The sequence below is a fragment of the Sinomicrobium oceani genome, from assembly GCF_900119185.1.
GTDB lineage: Bacteria > Bacteroidota > Bacteroidia > Flavobacteriales > Flavobacteriaceae > Sinomicrobium > Sinomicrobium oceani.
This window is the reverse complement of sequence record NZ_FPJE01000001.1, coordinates 331,364-348,057: the sequence shown is the minus strand read 5'-3', so window position 1 is coordinate 348,057 and position 16,694 is coordinate 331,364. Positions and strand designations below refer to the sequence as shown.

Below are 16,694 nucleotides of genomic sequence, written 5' to 3'. Positions count from 1 at the left end.
AGATTTCTTTAAAGGGTCGTGGGAGATGACCACGTTGATAGGCTACAGGTGTATAGGCAGTAATGTGTTAGCCGAGTAGTACTAATTACCCGTAAACTTATAATACCGCTTGTTTACTTTAGTATTTATGGTGTTGTTTTATCTCAATATGTTACGATATCGGCCTTTGTGCCATAGATTTAAGGTGGTTATAGCCATGGGGCTCACCTCTTACCATACCGAACAGAGTAGTTAAGCCCATGAGCGCAGATGGTACTGCGAGAGCGGGAGAGTATGTCGCCGCCTTCTTCGAAACCCTTCACAAGACGTGAAGGGTTTTTTTATGCCGTAAAGTCAGGGATGTGGACATACAGTCCAATTCCAGAACAGACAAAATGAAAGGTCGTTTTCAGAACGCTCGAAGGCCTTAACCAAAAGGCTATCACAGCAGCCTTAACTTTTTGAAATCAGGTTTTGAAGAGCCTTTCTTTTTTTATACTTTAGGGGAAATTTTGGAATCAGCCAACCGAATGCCTGCCGTTAAATTTTCTTTAGCTTTTTCTTTTCTGTTGCTTGTGCTTATAGTTGAGCATAGCCTCGGACAATCGTTGTCGGATCAGGTGCTTATGGAGAAAAGCGGACTGGAAGACTTTTCTTATCGCCTGAAAAACGGATACCGCGCATTTACCTGTACTCCCGAAGAAATCACCAGGGAAAAGCTCCGTATCATGCAATCTTTTCTCGGAGATGAAACCTCTCCGGAAATACTGGTGCTTATGGTTATAGGAGATTATAAACGGTTACATTCGAAAATCGAAACTTCCGGATTGTCTCCATATTTAAAAAAGGACAGCACGAGTTTGTGGGAGTCGGTTAAGAACAGCAGGTTGTTTATTTTTACGGATGATACAGATTCTCCATGGGCCTTGTCTCATTGGATCAATAAAACGAACTATAAGACAGGTTTGCTGTCGGAAAAAGAACATTGTGAGCTCCTGACTCTTGTGGATGTCCGCGGAGAGGAAAACAAGGAAACGGTAAAAAATGTGCATAAGCTCCTTTTTGAACAGGAAGGTAAACTTCCCAATTTTATCCGTACCGATAATCCGGCTTTGTGGCGCTCTTACGCCGATAGTATTTCACGGATGTCATTCTATCATGCCGATGTTCAATTCGGAAATCAGCCGCTCCGCGATGTGAAATGGCAGGAACTGCCCGGAGTGAAATCCTGTGGTCCGGTGGTGACGACATTATATAAATTATCACCCAAGAAACGAGGCTACTGGTTTTCCCCGGATATATTTTCATTTAGTGGGAGTATGGCTCCCCGTTTTAAAGTTTTCCAAGCCTATGCTTATGACATTAAAGAGGGGCTTCGGTATTACCTTCCGTTTAAGGAGCAGACAGCAAACAGAGTCGCTCCTTATGATAACGGGATCTATACGGATGTTCGTTTTGTGGATGACCCGGAGCGAGGGAAAGTAGCTTTTTTTAATGGAAAAACAAGCTATATTGATTTCAGAGAGGCCAGAGATACCGATTTTAAAGAGATTTCCATATCGGCATGGGTAAAACCCGAAGAAATACAGGGGAGTCTGAGCCTTATCGGGAAGGGGGAGGCATTTTCCGCAAAAATATTCAACGGTAAATTGCAGTTTACCACACCGGGGCTAAAAGACCATTCGGGAGAAGGGATGCCACTGAAAACCGGTTCATGGGTACACCTTACTTATGTATATTCGCAGGATAAAAAAATATACTTCTATGTTAACGGTAAACCGGTAGATGACATCCTTGCTTCAGAGCTCGAGCAGACCAATCATTCGGTACTGATCGGCTCCAACCTTTGGGGGCAGTATTTCAAAGGAAGACTCAGTGAGTTTTATGTGTGGAACAGGGCACTCAGCGACCAGGAAGTTGCAAAGGTCTATGCTTCGGGTTTTACGGAAACAGCTTCCGCTTCCGTACTTCCTTACATTCTGGGGAGTATGACGGCTTTAGCTCTTGGAACCTGGATCTTTTTCTTTTTCCGTAGACGGAGAAAGACAGGGCGCCCGGCTGGGTTTGCGGAAGATACCGGCCCGGTCTTACCGAAGCGAGACATAGATCCAGCCGGTCTGAAATCCAGGATCCAGTTATTGGACGAGTTCCGGATCACTGGGGTCAGCGGAATGGATATGACATTCCGGTTTTCTCCAAAGCGGAAAGAATTATTACTGCTATTACTGCTTTATACGATAAAGGAAGGCGGAGTGTCGTCAAGAAAAATGGGAAGCCTGTTATGGCCCGGATTTTCTTCGGAAAGTGTAAAAAACAACAGGAGTACCCATATCAAGGAGATCCGTAATATCTTCGGTAAAGAACTCGATTTGCATATCGTATATGCCAATAAAATGTGGCGAATGGAAGCAGGAGATACGGTAGAGATTGATCTTTGGGAGCTCCACCGGAAGATCCCGCTGTTTCATGAAACGCAAAGCAAAGTATTGCCGGAACGGCAGGACCTGCTCACCTGGGCAAAAATGGTCAGCAGGGGAACCATGCTGCCCCAGACCGAGGTGGAGTGGATAGATAAATTTAAGTCCGACTACGCCAACAGGGTATTGGATATCCTGGTTCCCTTCATTGAAACTCCGGGGAAATTCTCGGAGGAAGAAGAGCTTCTCATCCTCCGGGCCATTCTCACTACCGACCCTTTATACGAACCTGCGGTACAACGAAAGGTTGCCATATTGGTCAAGAACGGGAAACATACGCTGGCAGGAAAAACTATAGCGCACTACAAAAGACTATATGAAAACTTTTACGGAGAAGTCTATCCGTCTGATTTTCCCGGTCATTAAAAATATTTTCACATCTTTTTTTGGTCATTACCCCTAATATTACCCCGGTTGATATCCCGTGTTCGGGTAAGTTTACCTTCATAAAATTTTAAAATCAACCTGAGTATGAAGAACAACAGAAGATCGTTCTTAAGAAACCTCGGATTGGCCGGAGCAGCGACTGCAGTAACTCCGTCAATCCTCGCCGGAAATACCGTTATTAAAAACGGACAGCAGGTCAACTACCTCGAAAGGCTGTCGTATTTTTCCGAAGAAAAAGTACTGAAACTGGCACTTATAGGTGCGGGGGGAATGGGCGTGGCAGATATGAATACGGCGCTTGAACACGATAACATAGAAATTGTTGCAGTCTGTGATCTGTATGACGGCCGTCTCGATAAAGCTTCGGAGCGTTGGGGAGACCATCTTTTTAAAACCCGGGATTACAAAGAGATCCTGAAAAGAAATGATATTGATGCCGTTATTATAGGAACTCCCGACCACTGGCATAAACAGATAGGTATCGATGCACTGAAAGCTGGTAAACACGTGTATTGCGAAAAGCCGATGGTGCATTCCGTAGATGAAGGACATGAGCTGATCAAGGCCTGGAAAAAGTCAGGAAAGATATTTATGGTCGGTAGCCAGGGACTTTCCTCTCTCGGAAACGAAAAAGCCCGGCAACTTCTCGCCGAAGGAGCCATAGGAGAGATCAACTATGCCGAAGGTTTCTGGGCCCGGCATTCACCACTCGGGGCCTGGCAATATACCGTGCCTGAGGATGGAAATAAAGAGACGGTAGACTGGGAACGGTTTATTTCCAATACCGAAAAGCGTCCTTTTGACCCGCTTCGTTTTTTCCGTTGGAGAAATTATCTCGATTACGGTACGGGAATGTCCGGGGACCTTTTTGTCCATCTCTTTTCCAGTTTGCATTTTATTACCGGTTCTTACGGTCCGGACAAGATATCTGCTATGGGGGGACTGCGATACTGGAAAGATGGCCGTGAAGTACCCGATGTGCTGTTGGGGATATTCAATTACCCCCAATCGGAGCAACATCCCGGTTTTAATCTTTCGTTACGCTGCAATTTTGTAGATGGTACCAGCGGATCCACTTACCTGAAGATCGTTGGGACCAAAGGAGCCATGGAGGTAACCTGGGATGATGTAACTCTGAAGCGAAACAATCATTCGGACAGTGATCCTTTCCTGGAGGAAAAAGCGAAAGAAGCCGTCAGTTATGCAGATCGCAAAAAAATACTGCCTCCGACGGAAACCGTATATCGTGCGGAAAAAGGATATAAAGGGGCTCATTACGACCATTTTGCCAACTTTTTTCATGCTATACGTCACGGGGGAACGGTTGTAGAAGATCCCGTGTTCGGATTCAGGGCCGCTGCGCCTGCACTTTTGTGTAATGACAGTTATTTTCAGGATACCTATATACAGTGGGACCCTGTAAAGATGAAAGTTATCGCCTGACAAAAACAGCATTGAATTTATTTTATAAATTAGTAGAAATGAAAAAGAAACTGATAGTACTCAGTATGGCATTGCTGTGTCTGGGGGCATGCAAAACCGAAAAAAAAGAAGGATCGGCGCAAAAGGAAGCTGCACAGGCAGAAACTCCCTCTGCGTCAAACGGTAAACAGGACAATACCCTGACGGAAAAAGAACGTTCCGAAGGGTGGATGTTGCTTTTCGATGGAAAGACAGCAGACGGCTGGAGAGGGTTTAACGCGGAGTCGCTACCCGATGGCTGGATCGTGGAAGAAGGTACCTTGAAGTCGCTCGGAAGAGGCGGGGATATCGGTGGAGATATTGTGTACGGAAAAGAACCCTTCGGAAACTTCGAACTTTCCGTAGAGTGGAAGATCGCCGAAGGAGGAAACAGCGGTATATTTTACCATGTGCAGGAAGGAGTACAGTATGAGGCCCCGTATTTTAATGCCCCGGAATATCAGGTGATCGATCAGACCGGTTTTCCCGAAAAACTCGAGGACTGGCAATCTATCGGAGCCGATTACGGAATGTATACACCCGATTACGAAGGAGCCGTAAAATCTTCGGGGACCTGGAATTCTACCCGTATACTGTTTACACCCGAAAAAGTAACATATTGGCTCAATGGTAAAGAAACCGTAGCGTTCGTACCCTGGTCGGAAGACTGGAAAAAACGTAAAAATGAAGGGAAGTGGAAAGACTTTCCCGATTACGGAAAATTCCGCTCCGGACTCATAGGATTACAGGATCACGGAAGTTTTATCTGGTATAAGAATATAAAAATAAGAAAACGATGAGAAAAATGACTTTAAAAAACCTTTTGGCCGCATGTACGGCTGTGTTGGTGCTCGGAGCGTGCAGCTCGGGAAAAACCGAACTTTTTAACGGAAAAGACCTGACCGGATGGAAGAAGTACGGGACGGAAAAATGGTATGTAGAAGACGGCTTATTGGTGTCCGAAAGCGGACCTGATAAAGAATACGGCTATCTCGCAACGGAAAAACAGTATAAAAACTTTGAACTGGATGTGGAATTCCGTCAGGAAGCCAATGGGAACAGCGGAGTATTTTTCCGTTCGGATATCGAAGGGACTATTATTTCCGGATGGCAGGTAGAAGTAGCTCCGCCCGACCTTCACACCGGGGGAATATATGAGTCTTACGGAAGGGGATGGCTCATAAAACCCGATCCGGAAAAAGAAAAGGTGTTGAAATTCGGGGAATGGAACCATATGAAGATCAGGGTTCAGGGAGATCACGTGACGACCTGGCTCAACGGAGAACAAATGGTTGACTTCAAAGATGAAAAAATAGGGGAAGCCAACGGAAAAATAGCACTCCAGATTCATGATGGAGGAGGAATAAAGGTGTACTGGAAGAAAGTAACCCTGAAAGAACTCCCCGAGAACGAGTAATTTCCCGCTTCAGGGACGGAACGAAAATCCCGGATCACCGCATTTTTCTGAAAAAATGACGGTATCCGGGATTTTTATTTCTCATAATGTCTTTTGTAATGCTCTCAAATATAATTACCTTTAGATATAAAATTCATAACATGAAAAAACTATTGGTTCCCGCATTTATATTGTTATTTGCAACAGTATTTGCTCAAAAAGAAGATTATATGGACAAGGAGACAATTTACCAGTTTAAAGTAGAAGACCTCTATGGCAATGAGTTTGATTTCAGTACACTGAAAGGAAAGAAAATCCTGGTGGTCAATACGGCGAGTGAGTGTGGCCTTACCCCACAATACGAGGGTTTGCAGGAATTGTACGACGCTTATAAGAGCAACAATTTTGTAATCGTAGGTTTTCCTGCAAACAATTTCGGAGGACAGGAGCCCGGAAGCGATGAGGAAATCGCGGCTTTCTGTAAGCAGAATTATGGGGTTACCTTCCCGATGATGAGCAAGATTTCGGTGAAAGGAAAAGATATGCACCCGGTGTACCAGTTCCTGACGGAAAAATCGAAAAACGGTAAGGAAGATTCGGAAGTGGAGTGGAATTTCCAGAAGTACCTTGTAGACGAATCCGGACATCTTGTAAAAGTGATTGCTCCCAGAACATTGCCTAATGACCCTTCGATAACCGATTGGATTAAAAGTTGAGTATATTCAGAGAATGACAAAAGTAAAAGTTGGACTTGTTCAGAACACATGTGTTGCTGACAAACAGGAAAACCTGGAGAAAGCTATTTCAGGGATAAAAAAGGGCGCTGCGCAAGGGGCGCAGATCGTTTGCCTGCAGGAATTGTTTACCTCTCTTTATTTCTGTGATACGGAAGATTATGACAATTTTGCCCTCGCAGAAGCAATTCCCGGACCATCTACGGATGCACTCTGCGAAGTAGCTGCAGCCCACGGGGTAGTTGTTATCGCATCGCTCTTTGAAAAGCGTGCGCAGGGATTGTATCACAATACCACTGCAGTCATCGATGCGGACGGTACATATCTCGGAAAATACAGAAAAATGCACATCCCGGATGACCCGGCATATTACGAGAAATTCTATTTTACTCCTGGAGACCTGGGATATAAAGTATTCCGTACCCGTTATGCGACGATAGGAGTTCTTATCTGCTGGGATCAATGGTACCCGGAAGCAGCCCGCATTACCTCGCTGATGGGGGCTGAAATCTTGTTTTATCCTACGGCCATAGGATGGGCCACTTCCCAGGACGAAGATACCAATACGGAGCAGTACAATGCCTGGCAAACCATACAACGCAGTCATGCCGTAGCAAACGGCGTACATGTTGTGAGCGTGAACCGTGTAGGATATGAACAGGACGGAGCCATGAAATTCTGGGGAGGATCGTTTATTTCGAATCCCTTCGGAACCGTACTGTACCAGGCTTCTCATGAGGACGAAGAAATTGTGGTGCATGAGATTAATACGGCAAAATCTGATGTTTACAGAACCCACTGGCCTTTTTTGAGAGACCGTCGAATAGATTCTTATCAACCTATTACCAGACGCTTTATCGATGAATCCTGACGTGCTCACCCCTAAGGAACTCGGGTATTATTTCCCTGCAGAATTCCATCCTCATGTCGCTACCTGGCTGAGCTGGCCTCATAAAGAAGCCTCATGGCCCGGAAAAATACACACGATCTACCCGGCCTATGTAAGTTTTATCAAAGAGCTTACCCGGGGCGAACAAGTCTGTATCAATGTCTGTAACGAAGCCATGAAAGATTTTGCCGTCCGGGAACTGCAAAAGCAGGATGTCAACCCGGATAAGGTATCCTTCTTTATACATCCGACGAATGACGCCTGGTGCCGGGATCATGGTCCGGCTTTTCTCATCAATCCCAATGCGGATATCAGGAAAGTTATTGTAGACTGGGGCTATAATGCCTGGGGAGACAAATACCCGCCCTATGATCTGGATGATATTATTCCGACCAAAATAGCTTCGCATTACGGTATTCCGGTATATCATCCCGGTATTGTTATGGAAGGAGGATCTGTAGATTTTAATGGCAAGGGCACCGTACTGACATCGACCTGCTGTTTGCTGAATGAAAATCGTAATCCGCACCTCAGCCAGAAGCAGATCGAGGAATATCTTATCAATTTTTATGGTGTGGAAAATATACTATGGGTAGACGAAGGGATTATCGGAGATGATACCGACGGCCATATAGACGATACGGTACGGTTTGTCAATGAAGATACGGTGATTACGGTTGTTGAAGAGAATAAGAATGATGAAAATTACGAATTGCTGCGCAGGAACCTGAAACAACTACATAAAATGCGTCTTCAGGATGGGAAGCCATTGAATATTGTCGAATTGCCTATGCCGGACAAATTGGTCTATGACGATATGCGTTTGCCATGTTCTTATGCCAATTTTTATATAGCGAATACCACTGTGATCGTGCCTACATACAACTGTAAGCAGGACGATAAAGCCCTTTCCATTCTGCAGGATTGTTTTAAGGACAGGGAAGTGGTCGGGATCGATTCGACGGAAATTATATGGGGATTGGGAAGTTTTCATTGTTTGAGTCAGCAAGAACCCAAAATATAAACTTTACCTTTATGAAAGACAAAAAAACAGCTTTGAATACCCTGTGTGTCCACGCAGGAGAATTGGAGGACAAACAGTTTAAAGGAGCGATATCACCTCTTTACATGTCTACCTCTTACGCTTTTGAAGATGTAGATGTCAAGCGTTATCCCCGTAATTTTAATACGCCCAACCAGGAAGCGCTTTCCCGGCAGATTGCAGCTCTGGAACACGGGGAAAAAGCTTTGGTCTTCGGTAGTGGTATGGCTGCAATAAGTACGGCCCTGATGGCTTTTTTACACCATGGAGACCACGTTGTTTTTCAAAAGGCATTATACGGGGGGACTTTTAATCTGGTCATGGAAGAATTTGATAAATTCGGGATCACCTACAGCTTCACCCAGGGCCCGGCCCCGGAAGATTTTGAAGCATGTATCCGGGAAAATACAAAGGTGTTGTTTCTGGAAACTCCATCCAATCCGCTGCTGACCATTACAGATGTGGAAGCTGTGGCAGGGATAGCCCGTAAACATGGACTTATTTCTATGCTCGATAATACTTTTGCCAGTCCGGTAAACCAGAACCCTATCGTGTTGGGGATCGATATCGTAATTCACAGTGCTACCAAATATCTCGGAGGGCACAGCGATATACTGGCCGGGGCGGTTGTCGGTTCGGACGCGCATATAGACAAGATCTTTCAACTGGGCAAAAATCTCGGCGGCAATCTCAGCGATTTTACCGTATGGCTGCTGGAGCGAAGTATAAAGACGCTCGGACTGAGAGTAAAGGCACAGAACCGCAATGCGAAAAAACTGGCCAGATTTCTCGAAAAACATCCGGACGTGTCCGCAGTCTATTATCCGGGGCTGAAGAGCCATCCCGATTATGCACTGGCCCGAAAACAAATGAAAGGATTTGGAGGCATGCTGTCGTTTGAACTCCGTGAAGGATTGGATGCCCGGTTGTTTATGAAAGAACTCAGACTGATAAAGCCGTCGATGAGCCTGGCAGGAGTAGAGAGTACCATAAGTTCGCCTATGCTTACGTCTCATGCCTTACTCAGCGAAGAGGATAGAAAGGTACAGGGAATATCGGATGAACTGCTTCGTTTTTCGGTGGGAATTGAAGATAAGAAAGACCTGGTAAACGATATTACCAGGGCCTTGGACAAAGTGGCCGCCCGATGCGCTGATAAGGTATAGGGGGAAAGAAGTGACCAAATCTCCCTTCTTTTATGATTTATATGGTACTTTTGCAATGCAATGATTTTCTAATTATTTAAGGGAAGGATATACAAGTGAAACTGGATATATTAGCTATCGGGGCACATCCGGATGATGTGGAACTCGGATGTGGTGCAACGATAGCCAAGGAAATAGCAAATGGTAAAAAGGCGGGAATTCTCGATCTGACAAGAGGAGAACTCGGTACCCGCGGATCGGCGGAGATCCGGGATAGGGAGGCTGCGCGTGCAGCAGAGATACTCGGAGTGTCCGTAAGAGAGAACCTGGCGTTTGCCGATGGTTTTTTTATGAATGACAAAGCCCATCAGCTGGAGATCATAAAAATAATCCGTAAGTATCGGCCCGACATTGTCCTGTGCAATGCTGTTGACGACCGGCATATCGATCATGGCAAGGGTAGTAAACTGGCAAGTGACGCCTGCTTTTTAAGCGGATTGGCTAAAATTGATACCGGTCAGGAAGCCTGGAGACCTAAACAGGTATTTCACTATATTCAGTGGAAAAATCTTACTCCCGACCTGGTCGTTGATGTATCCGGATTCGTAGATGTAAAAGTCAAGGCAGTTGCTGCCTATACTTCACAGTTTTTTGATCCGGACAGCAAAGAACCGGAGACCCCGATAAGCAGCCGCAATTTTATGGATAGTATTACATACAGGGCCAGAGACTTAGGCCGGATCATAGGTGTGGAGTCTGCCGAAGGATTTACGGTCGAACGTTATGTGGGTGTACATTCCTTACACGATTTGATATAAAAAAATGTGTTTTTTATTTGCAAATCAACTATAAAAATTTACCTTTGCATCCGCAAATAAATGGTGGTTGTAGCTCAGTTGGTTAGAGCGTCGGATTGTGGTTCCGAAGGTCGCCGGTTCGAGACCGGTCTTCCACCCCTGAAAAGAGTGTTCTGTGAAGAGCACTCTTTTTTTTGTACATTATTATAGCAATACGGAGAGATTGAGAGATTCCGCAATTGTACGCTTACACATGTCGTAATAGAAGGTCGTTATGTGTTTCAGGTCAGAGATAGGGCAGTCATAAAATCCGTAAGCCGGATAAGCAGGTTCTTAAGGACTTATACCAGACGTTGTGGTATAATAGGTCCGGAGGCTCGCATCAGATATCCCCATATCTTTTGAGACGGATCCGGAGCGGAGAGTGAGGGTATAGCATGTTGGCAGAGTATAACAAGAGACCTTTATTTTACCTGAAACAATCCTTTTCAGAGAAGTACATCTTAAAATGGAAGGTATAAAAAAGGTCCCGGACAGTTTAGTATTCCGGGACCTTTTTATGAGATTGTGATATCGGAATGTTACTCCGTAGCTTTATCTACAACCGGGCGGTTTTCGCGGTTGGCGATTTCCCAGGCTGTGTAAAATACGAGTCTGGTACGGTTTTCCAGTAGATCGTAGTTGATTTTGTCAGGTGTGTCACCAGGTTTGTGATAATCTTCATGTGTGCCGTTAAAATAGAAAATAACGGGAATATTGTTCTTTGCAAAATTATAATGGTCGCTGCGATAGTAGAATCTGTTGGGATCATTGTCATCGTTATATGTATAATCCAGTTCTACATTACAATATTTTTTATTGACTTCTTCGGAGAGATTGTGCAGTTCCGTGCTCAGTTTGTCCGAACCTATAAGGTAGACATAGTTACGGTCTCCCTCTCTTTCGGGGTCAATGCGGCCTATCATATCGATATTGAGGTCAGCCACCGTGTTTTCGAGCGGAAAGATGGGATGTCTTGTGTAATAATCAGATCCGAGGAGCCCCTTCTCTTCTCCGGTAACATGTAAAAAGACTACCGAACGTTTTGGGGTCACTCCCGCATCAGCAGCTTTTTTGAAAGCTTTGGCGATTTCCAGAAGTGCTACAGTACCAGAGCCGTCATCGTCTGCACCGTTATTGATCTGCCCGTCTTCGCTGATCCCGATATGATCGAGGTGTGAAGATATAACGAGGTATTCGTCTGGTTTTTCAGAACCTTTTATAAAAGCCACAACGTTCTCGGAAATAACCTCTTCTGCTTTTCCTGTGAACTCCAGGTCAAAATCTGCATCGATAGCTGTCCCGTTCTTGATTTTTTCGAGATCCGGACTGATCTGCCTTGCGACATTGTCATTGATAAAAGCAAAAAAGAAATCATCATCGTTCCCGCCTTTCAACTGCATTCTTCCGCTTCCTGCTCTCTCTTTCATAAACTGGAACTGACCTGCTATCATCGGGTAGTTCCTGCTGTCCAGCATGAGGACTCCTTTGGCCCCTTTTTTGGCTGCTATATCCAGCCTGTCCGGCATGGATATCTTTATATCGGACCATTTTGAGGCAGAAGTTGTTCCGGATATTACATAAGTACCATCTGCATTTTTGGGTTCGCTAACCAAAGTGAGGATGATTTTTCCTTTTACATCCAGGTCTTTAAAATCGGAATATCCTGCATCTTCTATACCATATCCTGCAAAGATGATCTCTTCGGCTTTATACTGGTCTTTGGGAGGGGATTGAAACGTGACAAAGTCTTCTCCCATAGCAAACTTCTTGCCGTTTACAGAGAGTGTACCTTCGGGCATACCGCTGATTTCCAGAGGTACTTCCTGAAAATAGTTACCGTTTTTCTGTGCAGCGGATATTCCGAGTTCCACATAGTGGTTTTTGAGGTATTCGACCGCTTTTTTCTGTCCGGGCTTTCCGGTTTCGCGCCCTTCGAATTCATCGGAGGCATAGGTGTAAAGATGATCTTTGAGATCCTGCTCGGTAATGATTTTTGCATAGGGCACCGGATCGTACGAAGGTGCCTCTTTAGAAGGAGTCGTGGCTTTCTGGGAGCTGTTGCATGCGAAAGCGAAGGACAATGCCAAATAAAGTATTTTTCTCATTGTAAACTATATAAATTTGTCAAATATATAGAAAATGGGAAATATGGGGAGGGAATGTTTTCTTAAAGTTTGGGAAGCGGAGGTTAACAGGGTAAGATTGGGGGCAAAGTGAGTGTTTTATGGTGAAATTTGAAAGGGATGTTTAATTGGCCACATCACTAATGAATTTAATGCGGTACAGCCGGATTTCTTCGTCCTCGAAGTCTCCGTCGAACTCTTCCATAGCCATGGATATCTTGTCTGAATCGGCTTCGAGGAAGTACTCGTGTAATTCTTCCTGCTGATCCTCATCGAGAATATCGTCTATCCAGTAGTCTATATTGAGCTTGGTGCCACTATAGACGATCTGTTCCATTTCCTTGATAAAATCGTCCATTTCCAGGCCTTTGGCATTCGCGATGTCGTCGAGCGGTAATTTACGGTCCACGCTCTGTATGATATACAGTTTAAGAGCAGAATTGGCTCCCGTACTTTTTACTACGAGATCATCGGGACGAATAATATTATTGTCTTCTACATAGCGGTTGATAAGAGCTATAAACGGCTTGCCATACTTTTTAGCCTTGCCTTCACCCACTCCGTGTACATTGAGCAGTTCCGCCAGGTCTACGGGATATTTGAGGGCCATATCTTCGAGTGAAGGGTCCTGAAAAACCACAAACGGGGGAACTCCCATTTTCTGGGCTTCCTTTTTACGCAATTCTTTCAGCATTTTCAGCAGCCCTTCATCAGCAACGATACCACTGCCTTTTTTTGCGGCTATGATGGTATCATCCTCCGTGGTTTCGTAGGTATGGTCTTCGGTCATCATAAAGGAATGCGGGGACTCCAGGAAATTTTTTCCTGCTTCCGTAAGAAAGAGTACGCCGTAAGTCTCGATTTCTTTTTTGAGCAGCCCGGCTACCAGAGCCTGGCGTATGAGTGCCATCCAGTATTTGCCTTCTTTTTCCTGCCCGGTCGCGAAGAAAGGTTTCTCATCGGTCTTATGGGATTTGATGAGAGCGTTGATTTTTCCGGTTAGTACGTTTACAATTTCTTTGGCCTTGAATTTTTGTTTGGTACTTTTTACGATAGCGAGCAATTTGGCTACGTCGTCTTTGGCTTCGTGTTTTTTCTTGGGGTTCCGGATGTTATCGTCCATATCGGCTCCTTCTCCGTTGACTTCATCAAATTCCTCTCCGAAATAATGGAGTATGAATTTCCGACGCGACATGGAAGTTTCGGCGTAAGCCACCATTTCCTGGAGCAGGGCATGGCCAATTTCCTGTTCGGCGACGGGCTTGCCCGCCATGAATTTCTCCAGTTTTTCGATATCCTTATAGGCATAAAAAGCAAGGCAATGGCCTTCTCCGCCATCTCTGCCTGCTCTACCGGTTTCCTGGTAATAGCTCTCAATACTTTTCGGGATATCGTGGTGGATGACAAAGCGTACATCAGGTTTGTCTATCCCCATACCAAAGGCTATCGTGGCCACGACGACATCGACATCTTCCATGAGGAACATGTCCTGATGACGGGCTCTGGTTTTAGCATCCAGTCCGGCGTGATACGGAACCGCACTGATCCCGTTAACCTGTAGGGTCTGTGCGAGTTCTTCGACCCGTTTTCTGCTGAGACAGTAGATAATACCCGATTTTCCCGGGTTCTGCTTTACAAAACGGATGATGTCCGCGTCGACATTTTTGGTTTTCGGACGAACCTCATAAAAGAGGTTCGGACGGTTAAAGGAAGCCTTGAAGGTGTTGGCATCGGTAATCCCGAGGTTTTTGAGGATATCTTCCTGTACCTTCGGGGTCGCTGTGGCCGTAAGGGCAATAATCGGGATATCATCCCCCAGTCGGCGGATGATAGTCCTGAGATTCCGGTATTCCGGGCGGAAATCGTGTCCCCATTCCGAAATACAGTGCGCCTCATCAATGGCTACAAAGGAGATTTTTACGGAGCGTAAAAAATCGATGTACTCCTCTTTGGTAAGCGACTCGGGAGCGACATAAAGTAGCTTGGTAGTCCCTTCCCGGATGTCCTGCATAACGGTTTTTACCTCATTCTTGGTCAGGGAGGAATTTAGTACATGAGCAATGCCTTCTACGGAAGACAATCCCCGCAAGGCATCTACCTGGTTCTTCATTAGTGCTATCAGAGGAGAAACCACGATCGCCACACCGTCCTGAACTAAAGCCGGTAATTGGTAGCAGAGCGATTTTCCGCCACCCGTAGGCATAATCACAAATGTGTTGTGATTGTTTACTATGCTTTGTACGACACCTTCCTGTAATCCTTTGAATTGGTCAAAACCGAAATATTGCTTTAACTTTTTATGCAAGTCAATTTCAACTGAACTCATTCTATCGTTTTACTATTTTACATACATTTGCACAACTAAAGATATAACATTCTTTACTTTTTACAAACAATAAATCTTTAAAATAATTTTGAGTAATAACGAGGCTATAAAAGCGGTTGCAAAAGAAGTAATTGAAATTGAAAGTAGCGCTATAAGTCACCTTAAATCTTTGATCGATGACGAATTTTCCAGTGCTGTTGAATATATTTTTAACAGTAACGGGAGAGTTATTATTACAGGTATAGGGAAAAGTGCGATTATAGCTACAAAAATAGTGGCAACACTCAATTCAACCGGAACACCTGCAGTTTTTATGCACGCAGCGGATGCTATTCACGGTGACCTGGGGACCATTCAGAAAGAAGATGTGGTTATCTGTATTTCCAAAAGCGGAAATACCCCGGAGATCAAGGTGCTGGTGCCTTTACTCAAAAACGGTACGAACAAACTTATCGCTATTACATCCAACAGAGATTCGATACTGGGACAACAGTCCGACTTTGTACTCAACGCCTACGTGGAAAAAGAAGCCTGCCCTAACAATCTTGCTCCTACAACAAGTACTACGGCACAATTGGTCATAGGTGATGCCCTGGCAATATGTCTGTTAAATCTCAGAGGGTTTACCAGTAAAGATTTTGCAAAATATCATCCGGGTGGAGCACTCGGTAAAAAATTGTACCTTCGGGTGCGCGATATCTCATCGGCCAATATGAAACCCCAGGTGAATTCCGGTGCAGATGTGAGAGAGGTGATTGTCGAGATCTCGGAAAAAATGCTCGGAGCGACCGCAGTGATCGAGGAAGGCAGGATCGTAGGGGTCGTTACCGATGGAGACATCAGGCGGATGCTGAACAGATATGATAATATAAATGGTCTTACCGCAGGAGATATTATGAGCAAAAACCCAAAAAGTATCAATGCAGATGCAATGGCGGTAGATGCTATGGAGATTATGGAAAAAAACAGTATCTCGCAGCTCCTGGTTGAAGAAGATGGCGAATATGCGGGCGTTATTCACTTGCATGACCTAATAAAAGAAGGAATTATATAATGGCAAAAAAGAAGCAGGAGGAGATGTCTTTCCTCGATCATCTGGAGGAACTCCGGTGGCACCTTATCAGATCTACACTCGCAATCGTTATTGTAGGATTCTTAGCGTTCCTCGCCAAAGATTTTATTTTCGATACTATTATTTTCGGACCGAAGAAGGCCGATTTTGTTACGTATGAGTTTTTCTGTAAACTCTCAAGGTCATTAGGGATGGATGATAGTTTCTGTTCCGGAGATTTACCGTTCCGGATTCAGAGCCGTACCATGGCCGGACAGTTTTCCGCACACATCTGGACCGCTATCTGGGCAGGGTTTATTATAGCATTTCCGTATATACTTTATGAATTCTGGCGCTTTATAAGTCCGGGGCTATATGAAAATGAGCGAAAAAATGCAAGAGGTTTTATCCTGATCGCCTCCCTGTTGTTTTTTACCGGGGTCTTGTTCGGATATTATATTATATCTCCCTTGTCCATAAATTTCCTGGCTACTTACCAGGTGAGTGAGGAGGTACACAACGATATCGATCTCACTTCTTATATAGCTACGATACGATCTTCGGTAATCTCGTGCGGGTTAATCTTTGAACTGCCTATTGTAATCTTTTTCCTGACTAAGATAGGACTGGTAACCCCGGAGTTTTTGAAAAAATATAGGAAGATTGCCCTGGTCATTGTGCTTATCCTTTCTGCTGTTATTACTCCTCCTGATATTACCAGCCAGATTGTGGTTTCCATACCCATAATTATTTTGTACGAAGCGAGTATTATCATATCAAGATATGTACTTCGAAAACAGGAGAAGAAGGAAAAGGCGCTTAGAAAATCGTAGAACATTGTTTTA

Annotated in this window: 13 protein-coding genes, 1 tRNA gene and 2 rRNA genes; 14 read left to right on the top strand and 2 right to left on the bottom strand. The window is 44.7% G+C overall.

Annotated features, from left to right (window positions below; all coding sequences use genetic code 11):
• The 12 genes from BT112_RS01515 to BT112_RS01460 all read left to right on the top strand — a co-directional run.
• Positions 1–105: ribosomal RNA gene (locus tag BT112_RS01515) — 23S ribosomal RNA — on the top strand; the annotation flags it as partial.
• 75 nt (positions 106–180) lie between these two features.
• Positions 181–288 (top strand): 5S ribosomal RNA (rrf, locus tag BT112_RS01510).
• Positions 289–509: 221 nt separating this feature from the next.
• A complete protein-coding gene (locus tag BT112_RS01505; RefSeq protein WP_139275922.1) occupies positions 510–2,822 on the top strand; it encodes a LamG domain-containing protein in 2,313 nt (770 codons plus the stop codon).
• 105 nt (positions 2,823–2,927) lie between these two features.
• Positions 2,928–4,286, top strand: a complete 1,359-nt coding sequence (locus BT112_RS01500) for a Gfo/Idh/MocA family protein (RefSeq protein ID WP_072315521.1) — start codon at positions 2,928–2,930, stop codon at positions 4,284–4,286.
• A 38-nt stretch (positions 4,287–4,324) separates the two neighbouring features.
• Positions 4,325–5,104 carry a 3-keto-disaccharide hydrolase gene (locus tag BT112_RS01495; RefSeq protein ID WP_072315520.1) on the top strand — a complete coding sequence of 260 codons (780 nt, stop codon included), beginning with the start codon at positions 4,325–4,327 and terminating at the stop codon, positions 5,102–5,104.
• A complete protein-coding gene (locus BT112_RS01490) occupies positions 5,101–5,721 on the top strand; it encodes a 3-keto-disaccharide hydrolase (protein WP_072315519.1) in 621 nt (206 codons plus the stop codon). The genes BT112_RS01495 and BT112_RS01490 overlap by 4 nt, the downstream gene beginning before the upstream one ends.
• Before the next feature lie 140 nt (positions 5,722–5,861).
• Positions 5,862–6,416: a glutathione peroxidase gene (locus tag BT112_RS01485; protein ID WP_072315518.1), complete on the top strand. Its 555-nt coding sequence runs from the start codon at positions 5,862–5,864 to the stop codon at positions 6,414–6,416.
• Positions 6,417–6,429: 13 nt separating this feature from the next.
• Positions 6,430–7,305: a carbon-nitrogen hydrolase gene (locus BT112_RS01480; protein ID WP_072315517.1), complete on the top strand. Its 876-nt coding sequence runs from the start codon at positions 6,430–6,432 to the stop codon at positions 7,303–7,305.
• Positions 7,295–8,347, top strand: a complete 1,053-nt coding sequence (locus BT112_RS01475; RefSeq protein ID WP_072315516.1) for an agmatine deiminase family protein — start codon at positions 7,295–7,297, stop codon at positions 8,345–8,347. Before BT112_RS01480 ends, BT112_RS01475 begins: the two co-directional genes overlap by 11 nt.
• 11 nt (positions 8,348–8,358) lie before the next feature.
• A complete protein-coding gene (locus BT112_RS01470) occupies positions 8,359–9,531 on the top strand; it encodes a trans-sulfuration enzyme family protein (protein ID WP_072315515.1) in 1,173 nt (390 codons plus the stop codon).
• Positions 9,532–9,626: 95 nt separating this feature from the next.
• On the top strand, positions 9,627–10,328 hold the full coding sequence (gene bshB1, locus BT112_RS01465; protein ID WP_072315514.1) for a bacillithiol biosynthesis deacetylase BshB1: 702 nt from the start codon (positions 9,627–9,629) through the stop codon (positions 10,326–10,328).
• 62 nt (positions 10,329–10,390) lie between these two features.
• Positions 10,391–10,466: transfer RNA gene (locus BT112_RS01460), tRNA-His, on the top strand.
• Positions 10,467–10,888: 422 nt separating this feature from the next.
• Here BT112_RS01460 and BT112_RS01455 read toward each other — a convergent pair.
• Positions 10,889–12,454 (bottom strand): M28 family peptidase, encoded by a 1,566-nt coding sequence (locus BT112_RS01455; RefSeq protein WP_072315513.1) that lies wholly within the window; start codon positions 12,452–12,454, stop codon positions 10,889–10,891.
• Positions 12,455–12,596: 142 nt separating this feature from the next.
• Positions 12,597–14,798 carry a DNA helicase RecQ gene (gene recQ, locus BT112_RS01450; RefSeq protein WP_072315512.1) on the bottom strand — a complete coding sequence of 734 codons (2,202 nt, stop codon included), beginning with the start codon at positions 14,796–14,798 and terminating at the stop codon, positions 12,597–12,599.
• 88 nt (positions 14,799–14,886) lie between these two features.
• Between recQ and BT112_RS01445 the strand changes: the two genes are divergently transcribed.
• Together BT112_RS01445 and tatC are read left to right on the top strand one after the other, a co-directional pair.
• Positions 14,887–15,852, top strand: coding sequence for a KpsF/GutQ family sugar-phosphate isomerase (locus tag BT112_RS01445; RefSeq protein WP_072315511.1), 966 nt, complete (start codon positions 14,887–14,889; stop codon positions 15,850–15,852).
• Positions 15,852–16,682: a twin-arginine translocase subunit TatC gene (gene tatC, locus BT112_RS01440; RefSeq protein ID WP_072315510.1), complete on the top strand. Its 831-nt coding sequence runs from the start codon at positions 15,852–15,854 to the stop codon at positions 16,680–16,682. Before BT112_RS01445 ends, tatC begins: the two co-directional genes overlap by 1 nt.
• Positions 16,683–16,694: the final 12 nt, after the last annotated feature.